Below are 7,530 nucleotides of genomic sequence, written 5' to 3'. Positions count from 1 at the left end.
AAATTATATAATTTAAAACTATATTATATCCCATATGCAAATCAGAGTTATATTAAAGGAGACTCAGAAGGTGAAGGAATTAGTCTTGAAAAAGTTGGACCAATAGAATTTTTGTCCTATATAAGACACGCAGAGTGTATATTTACAGATTCATTTCATGGCACGGTGTTTTCTATTTTATTTGAGAAAAAATTTGTAGTGTTTGAAAGAGAACAAAAAAAGCAGCAGGCATCTAAGAATTCTCGGCTCTATGATTTGTTAGATTGTTTTAATTTGAAAGATAGGCTGTATTCAAAAAAGAATATTGAATATTATATGAATACAGAGATTAAATATGAACTGGTGAATAAAAAATTAGAAGAAAGTAGAAAAAAATCTTTGAACTTTTTATGGGATTCATTAAGTGGATTAGATAGATAGGAAAGAAAAATGAAATCATTGCAGAAAAACTTAATATATAATATAGGTTATCAAATCTTAATAATAATTCTTCCTTTAATAACTGCTCCATATGTTTCTAGAACATTAGGGGCTGATGCAGTAGGTGTATATTCCTATACTAATTCAGTAGCATATTATTTTTTACTGACAGCAATGCTTGGAATATCAAATCATGGAAATAGATGTGTTGCAGCTGTTAGAGATGATGAAGAAAAATTGAATCGTACATTTAGCGCTATTTATACGTTACAAATTTTAACATATATAATAGCTATTATTGCTTATATTTTTTATATGCTATTTATAGTAAAAGAAAATAAATTAATATCATATTTGCAATTAATCTATGTGACGTCAGGATTATTTGATGTTAGTTGGCTATTTTTTGGATTGGAAAAATTTAAAATCACTGTTACGAGAAGTACAATTATAAGAATACTTACGGTAATTTTAATGTTTATTTTTGTTCATACACCAGCTGACCTTTGGAAATATACTTTGATTATGGCATCTGGAACAGCACTGAGTCAGATGACTCTATGGTTATTCCTAAGAAAATATGTAAAATTTAAATTAGCGCATTGGAATGAAGTTATTGCTAATGTTAAACCAGTATTAATTCTATTTATTCCTGTTTTGGCGTATAGCATTTATAAAGTAATGGATAAAATTATGTTGGGAGAAATGTCTATCTATACTCAAGTAGGGTTCTATAATAGTGCTGAAAAGATTATTAATATACCAATGGGAATTATTACGGCTATGGGAACAGTTATGTTGCCAAGAATGTCTAATATTGTAGCTAAAGGTAATAAGCAAGAAAATACAATGTACATTCGTTTATCTATGAAAATGGTAACAATTGTAGCTTCAGCAATCTCATTTGGACTCATGGGAATTAGTAATGTGCTAGCACCTGTGTTTTTTGGTAAAGAGTTTTATCCATGTGGAACAATTATAGCTTTCTTATCATTATCTTGCTTTTTTATGTCGTGGGCTAATGTAGTTCGAACACAATATCTTATACCAATGCATTATGATAAGGTGTATATTATTTCAGCAGTTGTGGGAGCTATCTTGAATTTGTCAGTAAATTGGGTTTTGATACCAAAATATCAAGCGAATGGCGCTGCCATTGGAACAATAGTTGCTGAATTTGGAGTAATGTTTATACAGGTTTATGCAGTAAGAAAAGAAATACCTGTTTATAAATATATAGTTAAGTATATACCAATTATTATAAGTGGTTTTATTATGATGTTGATGGTTAATACTATTGGCAATATTATGGGACAAGGTATATTAACACTCGTTATACAGATACTTACAGGTGGTATTATATTTGTATTATTGGCGGTAATTTACTTGATTGTAATTCATGATGAAATAATAGAAATATTAAAAAAAATGGAATTACCGAAAGTAAGAGCGTTTAAGAATTAGCTTGGATTATAGTCACATTAAAGGATTTGGAAAAGGGAGAGTAGTGGCATTAAATATGGAAAATAATAGAAAATTAAAGAATGCATACTTAGGCTATAATACTAATAATGGTATTAGGAAACAGAGCTCTTCAGGAGGAATGTTTTATGAACTGGCGATTAGTGTGTTAAAAGAAAATGGTATAATATATGGGGCTGCATTTGACACAGATTTTTTGGTAAAGCATATTAGAGTTGATAGTCAAGAACAATTAAAAAGATTGCTTTGCTCTAAGTATGTTCAAAGCGACATGAAAGACATTTATGTTCCTTTAAAAAATGACTTACAGGCAGGAAAAACGGTAATGTTTTCAGGGACACCTTGTCAGGTAAAGGCCATTTTAAACTATATAATTAACAATAGGCTTTCTTTAGAAAAGTTATATCTGGTAGATTTTATTTGTCATGGAGTTCCGTCTCCAGGAGTTTGGAATTCATATTTAAGATATATTAGTAATAATAAAAAAATTTCAGAAATTAATTTTAGAAATAAAAGCAATGCAGGATGGCATGACTATTATTTTCATGCGAAGTATGAAGATAATAGTCAGTTGAATGAAAGTCATGAATTAAACTCATATATGAGAAGCTTCTTGTCAGATAAGAATATAAGACCTGCTTGTTATGAGTGTCAATTTAAAGATGAAAAATATTATTCGGATATTACATTAGGAGATGCTTGGAAAATAGAAAAAGAAAAGCCCAAATGGGCAGATGATAAAGGAACTTCTTTATTTATAGTTCGTAGTACAAAAGGAAATCAGTTATTGCAGAGAGGTTCAAGAACATTTATTTTTGACAAAACAGACTATGATAGATGGAAAGAGTATAATCCATCAATAAAGAGCTCGACAGCAGAACCACCTGAAAGAAAAGAATTTTTTGAGGACTTTCATGAAATGAAATTTGGACAGTTTTGGAATAAGTATAGTTATATATCAAAAAAAGCTAAGATAAAATATAAGTTAAAATCATTTCTAAGGGTTACTGGAACTCAAAAAATTATAAGAAAATTTGTTAAATAATTATATAAGGTTGAGGAAAAGTGGAAATGAATAAAAAAATTCCTAATTTAGTTGAATTAAAATCGAAATGTTGTGGATGTGCAGCTTGCTATGCGATTTGCCCTCAAAATGCAATTAGTATGGTTTTAGATGAAGAAGGATTTAATTATCCTAAAATAGAGCATGAAAAATGCATAGGATGCTATAAATGTGTTAAAGTATGTCCAATTTAAATAAGAAATGAAGATAGGTATTGAAATGAATAAAAAAAAAATAATTTGGCTTAATTATATGAAAATATTTTCTATAATGATGGTTATTCTCATTCATGTAATATACCAGGCTTTATTAAAATATGGTAATTCTATTACTGTATATACTAAGATATTAGGTTATTCGTTGAAAAATTTATGCTGGTGCGCAGTGCCATGCTTTTTAATGATAAGTGGATATTTATTATTAGATGAAAAAAAGCAATATAGCATTGAATATATTATTAGGCATTATATTGCTAAAATGGTTGGTATATTATTGACATTTGGTGTATTATTTGCATGGATTGAATTGATATATAGTGAGAAAAGTATATCAATATATCAGGTGCTTCATGCGATAATGAATGTATTAGCGGGCAACACTTGGTCGCACTTATGGTATGTTTATTCAATGATAGGCATTTATATAATGTTACCATTATATAAAATGATATCAGAAAAAATAACAAACAAAATGCTAATCTATTTTTTGTTTATAATTGTTATTTATATAGGTTTTTTTCCGATATTAGAATATATGGGAGTTGGAATAGGTATAAAAATTCCAGAATTTACGTTTTTGGTGTTTTGGTTATTTATAGGCGATGCCATTAGAAAAGAAGTTATTAAAATTTCACTTCATAAAGCAATATTATTAGTGCTTATAAGTATGATATGCCTTATTGGTTTTACTGTTATTGAGATCATATTTAAAGTAGAGCTTAGATTTTTATTTGGATATAGTTCTATTATTGTAATGGGGCAGGCTATTGGATTAGCCTTTATATTTAAACATATAAATTATAGAGAAAATAGTTATTTTACTAGTATGGTTAACAAAGTTTCTTCGAATTCTTTACTTATATATGTGATTCATATGTTATATGTAAACTTGTTTTATAAAATGTTTAAGTTTAATCCATTTTCCTTTGGAACATGGTGGTTGATAATAATAGTAGTAGTAACATTTGTATGTTTGATTATTACGTACATAACGTCTTGGATAATTAAAAAGTTAGTAGATATTAAGGTGGGTGAATAATCTGTGCTCCAATGAGCCACCTGTCCGGCAAGCTTGAGCCACCATTCCGGATATGTGTGAGCCACTATTCCGGTCATAATGAGCCACTTCAGTTTTATAATAGATTTATGCACATTTATTGTGTAAATCTATTATGAAGGAGGTCATCCTTATGACTAAATATCGTGAAATCCTCAGACTTTCAAGTCTGGGATTCAGCAACAGGAACATAGCATTAAGTGTTCCGTGTTCCAGAAACACTGTTTCGAAAGTCTTAAAAAGGGCTCAGGAATTAAAGCTTTGCTGGCCTTTGCAAGACAATCAAACAGATGAGGCTCTCGAAAAGTTGTTTTATCCAAAACTAAACAGCCGTCCTCAAAAGCGTATGCCTGACTACGATTACATCCGCAAGGAATTACTCCGTAACGGTGTAAGTAAAAAACTCCTGTGGACCGAATACATGGAGGATTGCCGTGCCAATGGCGAAGAACCACTCATGTATTCACAGTTCTGCTACCATATCCAACAGGAAGAGCAGAAACATCGTGCTACCATGCATATCAACCGGAAACCCGGTGAACAGGTTGAAGTTGATTGGGCAGGTGATCCTGCAACAATCATTGATCCAGATACTGGAGAAATCATTAAGGCATACATATTTGTTGGTGTAATGACTTACAGCCAGTATGCATATGTGGAAGCATTTCTGGATATGAAGCAGAAATCATGGATTAATGCACATGTCCATATGTACGAGTACTTTGGCGGTGTTGCTAAGATTCTCGTACCGGATAACTGCAAAACTGCAGTTGTTCACAATGGTGGACTTAAAGACCAGCAGATTAATGAAACCTATCAGGAAATGGCTGAACACTATGGCACCGCTATTATTCCGGCACGTGTCAGAGCTCCCAAGGATAAGCCGAATGCTGAAGGAATGGTAGGAAATATCTCTACCTGGATAACAGCAGCACTTCGGGATGAACAGTTCTTCTCCCTTGCCGAATTAAATCGTGCAATCAGAGACAAGCTCGAACTGTTCAACCAAAGGCTCTTTCAAAAGAAAGAGGGTAGTCGGCGAAGCTTATTTCTTGAGGAAGAAAAACCATTGCTGGCACCATTACCTGCTACCCGTTTTGAACTGAGTGACTGGAAAACAGCCACTGTCCAGTTCAATTATCACATATCTGTGGACGGAATGCTATACTCAGTTCCTTATGAATACATCAAAAAGAAAGTTGATGTAAAGGTAACAGATACCACTATTGAAATTTTCTACAACCATAACCGCATTGCTTCCCATCGTCGTCTGAAAGGACGCCCTGGGCAGTACAGCACTGTCACAGAACATATGCCGGAAGACCACCAGAAATATCTGGAATGGAATGGCGACCGGTTCCGCAAATGGGCTGAGCGGATTGGCATAAATACGTACACTGTGGTCAATGCAATACTGACCTCCAAAAGTGTGGAACAACAGACCTACCGAAGTTGTATGGGACTTCTAAAGCTTGCTGAGAAATACTCAGATGCATTGCTTGAAGCAGCCTGTAAAAAAGCTTTATCCTATACATCCTCGCCCAGTTACAAGAGTATTAAAAACATCCTTGTAACAAGTTCTGTAAAACCGGAATCAGAAACAACTGAATCCAAGACCACACATAAAGCACATGGCATCACAAGAGGTGCCGATTACTATCGGAGGTAAACACATATGACAAATCAGAGTACAATAGATAAATTAATTGAAATGCGCCTTACTACCATCGCAGATGCATTTCGTAACCAACTGGATGATCCTAAATTTAAAGAAGTACCATTTGAGGACCGTTTTGGTATGCTGGTGGACATCGAATACAGCAATCGTAAAAATAATCGTCAGAAACGACTGATCCGTAATGCCGGATTCGACCAGCCGGAAGCAAATATCATGGATATCAACTACACTTCCGGTCGCAAACTCAACAAGGCTCTTATTAACCGGCTTGCAACTTGTGAGTATATATCTGAACACCGGAACCTTTTTATTACCGGTGCTACAGGCTGTGGTAAGACTTACATGGCCTGTGCCTTTGGCATGGAGGCATGCAAGCGGCATTACAACACCAAGTATGTCCGACTTCCGGATCTGCTCATTGATCTGGAAATCGCAAGGACAGAAGGTAACTATCGAAAGGTCATGGCTAAATACGCTAACCCGTTGGTTCTCATTCTTGATGAATGGCTTCTTCTAAAACCAACGGAAGCCGAGCAGAAGGATATCTTTGAACTCCTTCATCGAAGACGCAAGAAATCATCTACGATTTTCTGCTCTCAGTATGAATTCGAAGAATGGTATGATCAGCTTGGTGGTGATGACAGTCCTCTTGCAGATGCAATCATTGATCGTATTGCCCATGACAGCTATCGAATAAATATCACAAGCATTGATGCGGAACATGATCGATCAATGCGAGAAGTATATGGCTTGGATAAAGCATTACGCGAGTAAACTCGCATATTTATTGTGGCTCACTCCGTCTGGACAGGTGGCTCACGTTACACCGGACAGGCGGCTCTGCCGCACAAGAATATTCAGTGGGAAAGTAAGTAATGAAACCTATAGATATAAAATTGTCGAATAAAATTAAAAATATAACAGAAATTTTAGCCATATTTGTGGTTATAATACATTCATATTGTGCAACAGCTTTATTTATAGGAGAAGAATCATATAGAGTATCTTTTATATTTCAACAAACTTTAAAAATATTAGCAGATTGTGCTGTGCCACTTTTTTTTATGATTTCATCATATCTTATGTTTGTAGATTATAGATTAGATAAATATAAACAGTTGTTAAAAAAGCGTTTTAGAACTGTTTTAATACCATATATTTTATGGGCATTAATAGGTTTTGGAATTTATGCAGTACTAAGTCGAATTAAAGTTACAAATGAAACTGTAGAAATCTCTTTTGTGACTTTAATTCAATCAATTATAACGGCAAAGTATAATCCACCTATTTGGTTTCTGAGAACATTATACCAATACGTGATTTTATCTCCAATAATATTTATTATAATAAAAAAAATGAAACAAAAATCTATTTTAATCTGCTTAGTTTGTGTAATAGTAAATCTTATTTATGTACCAAAGTATACGTCTGCATTATTTTGGCTTCCAGTATATTTGTTTGCAGCGATAGTTTCATATTTAAAAATAAAATTAGAAAGTAAGTAAGTGCTTCAAAAGAAGGCGTAGTGCATAACAGAATTTTTTTTGTTATACTCACTACAGATTCATTTGAAGCACTTTTTATTTCGTATTTTAAGCCTGCAGGTATCTGG

General features: G+C 33.1%; 8 protein-coding genes. All 8 read left to right on the top strand.

The window, feature by feature from the left end; genetic code table 11:
• The coding region (locus tag ACTNES_RS18015; RefSeq protein ID WP_441040278.1) for a polysaccharide pyruvyl transferase family protein at positions 1-420 on the top strand (420 nt) is incomplete at its 5' end.
• A gap of 9 nt (positions 421-429) precedes the next feature.
• Complete coding sequence (locus tag ACTNES_RS18010; RefSeq protein ID WP_441040277.1) at positions 430-1,884, top strand: flippase; 1,455 nt, start codon at positions 430-432, stop codon at positions 1,882-1,884.
• Positions 1,885-1,927: 43 nt separating this feature from the next.
• Entirely contained in the window at positions 1,928-2,947 is a 1,020-nt protein-coding gene (locus tag ACTNES_RS18005) for a Coenzyme F420 hydrogenase/dehydrogenase, beta subunit C-terminal domain (RefSeq protein ID WP_441040276.1), read from the top strand.
• Positions 2,948-2,973: 26 nt separating this feature from the next.
• Positions 2,974-3,159, top strand: coding sequence for a 4Fe-4S dicluster-binding protein (locus tag ACTNES_RS18000; protein WP_441040275.1), 186 nt, complete (start codon positions 2,974-2,976; stop codon positions 3,157-3,159).
• 25 nt (positions 3,160-3,184) lie between these two features.
• On the top strand, positions 3,185-4,222 hold the full coding sequence (locus ACTNES_RS17995) for an acyltransferase (protein ID WP_441040274.1): 1,038 nt from the start codon (positions 3,185-3,187) through the stop codon (positions 4,220-4,222).
• A 151-nt stretch (positions 4,223-4,373) separates the two neighbouring features.
• The gene (gene istA / locus ACTNES_RS17990) at positions 4,374-5,909 is read left to right on the top strand and encodes an IS21 family transposase (protein ID WP_441040273.1); all 1,536 of its coding nucleotides are present in this window, start codon (positions 4,374-4,376) and stop codon (positions 5,907-5,909) included.
• 6 nt (positions 5,910-5,915) lie between these two features.
• Entirely contained in the window at positions 5,916-6,692 is a 777-nt protein-coding gene (gene istB, locus ACTNES_RS17985) for an IS21-like element helper ATPase IstB (RefSeq protein WP_441040272.1), read from the top strand.
• A gap of 101 nt (positions 6,693-6,793) precedes the next feature.
• A complete protein-coding gene (locus ACTNES_RS17980; protein ID WP_441040271.1) occupies positions 6,794-7,423 on the top strand; it encodes an acyltransferase family protein in 630 nt (209 codons plus the stop codon).
• Positions 7,424-7,530 lie beyond the last annotated feature (107 nt).

The organism is Blautia sp. HCP3S3_D9, from assembly GCF_052063845.1.
GTDB lineage: Bacteria > Bacillota > Clostridia > Lachnospirales > Lachnospiraceae > Blautia_A.
Note: the sequence above shows the minus strand (reverse complement) of the source record. Positions and strands in the feature narration are given on the sequence as shown.

Excerpts from the sequence above, each read along its gene's own strand:
- ACTNES_RS18010 (WP_441040277.1), top strand. The coding sequence starts at position 430 with ATGAAATCATTGCAGAAAAACTTAATATATAATATAGGTTATCAAATC.
- ACTNES_RS18000 (WP_441040275.1), top strand. The coding sequence starts at position 2,974 with ATGAATAAAAAAATTCCTAATTTAGTTGAATTAAAATCGAAATGTTGT.
- istA (WP_441040273.1), top strand. The coding sequence starts at position 4,374 with ATGACTAAATATCGTGAAATCCTCAGACTTTCAAGTCTGGGATTCAGC.
- istB (WP_441040272.1), top strand. The coding sequence starts at position 5,916 with ATGACAAATCAGAGTACAATAGATAAATTAATTGAAATGCGCCTTACT.
- ACTNES_RS17995 (WP_441040274.1), top strand. The coding sequence starts at position 3,185 with ATGAATAAAAAAAAAATAATTTGGCTTAATTATATGAAAATATTTTCT.
- ACTNES_RS17980 (WP_441040271.1), top strand. The coding sequence starts at position 6,794 with ATGAAACCTATAGATATAAAATTGTCGAATAAAATTAAAAATATAACA.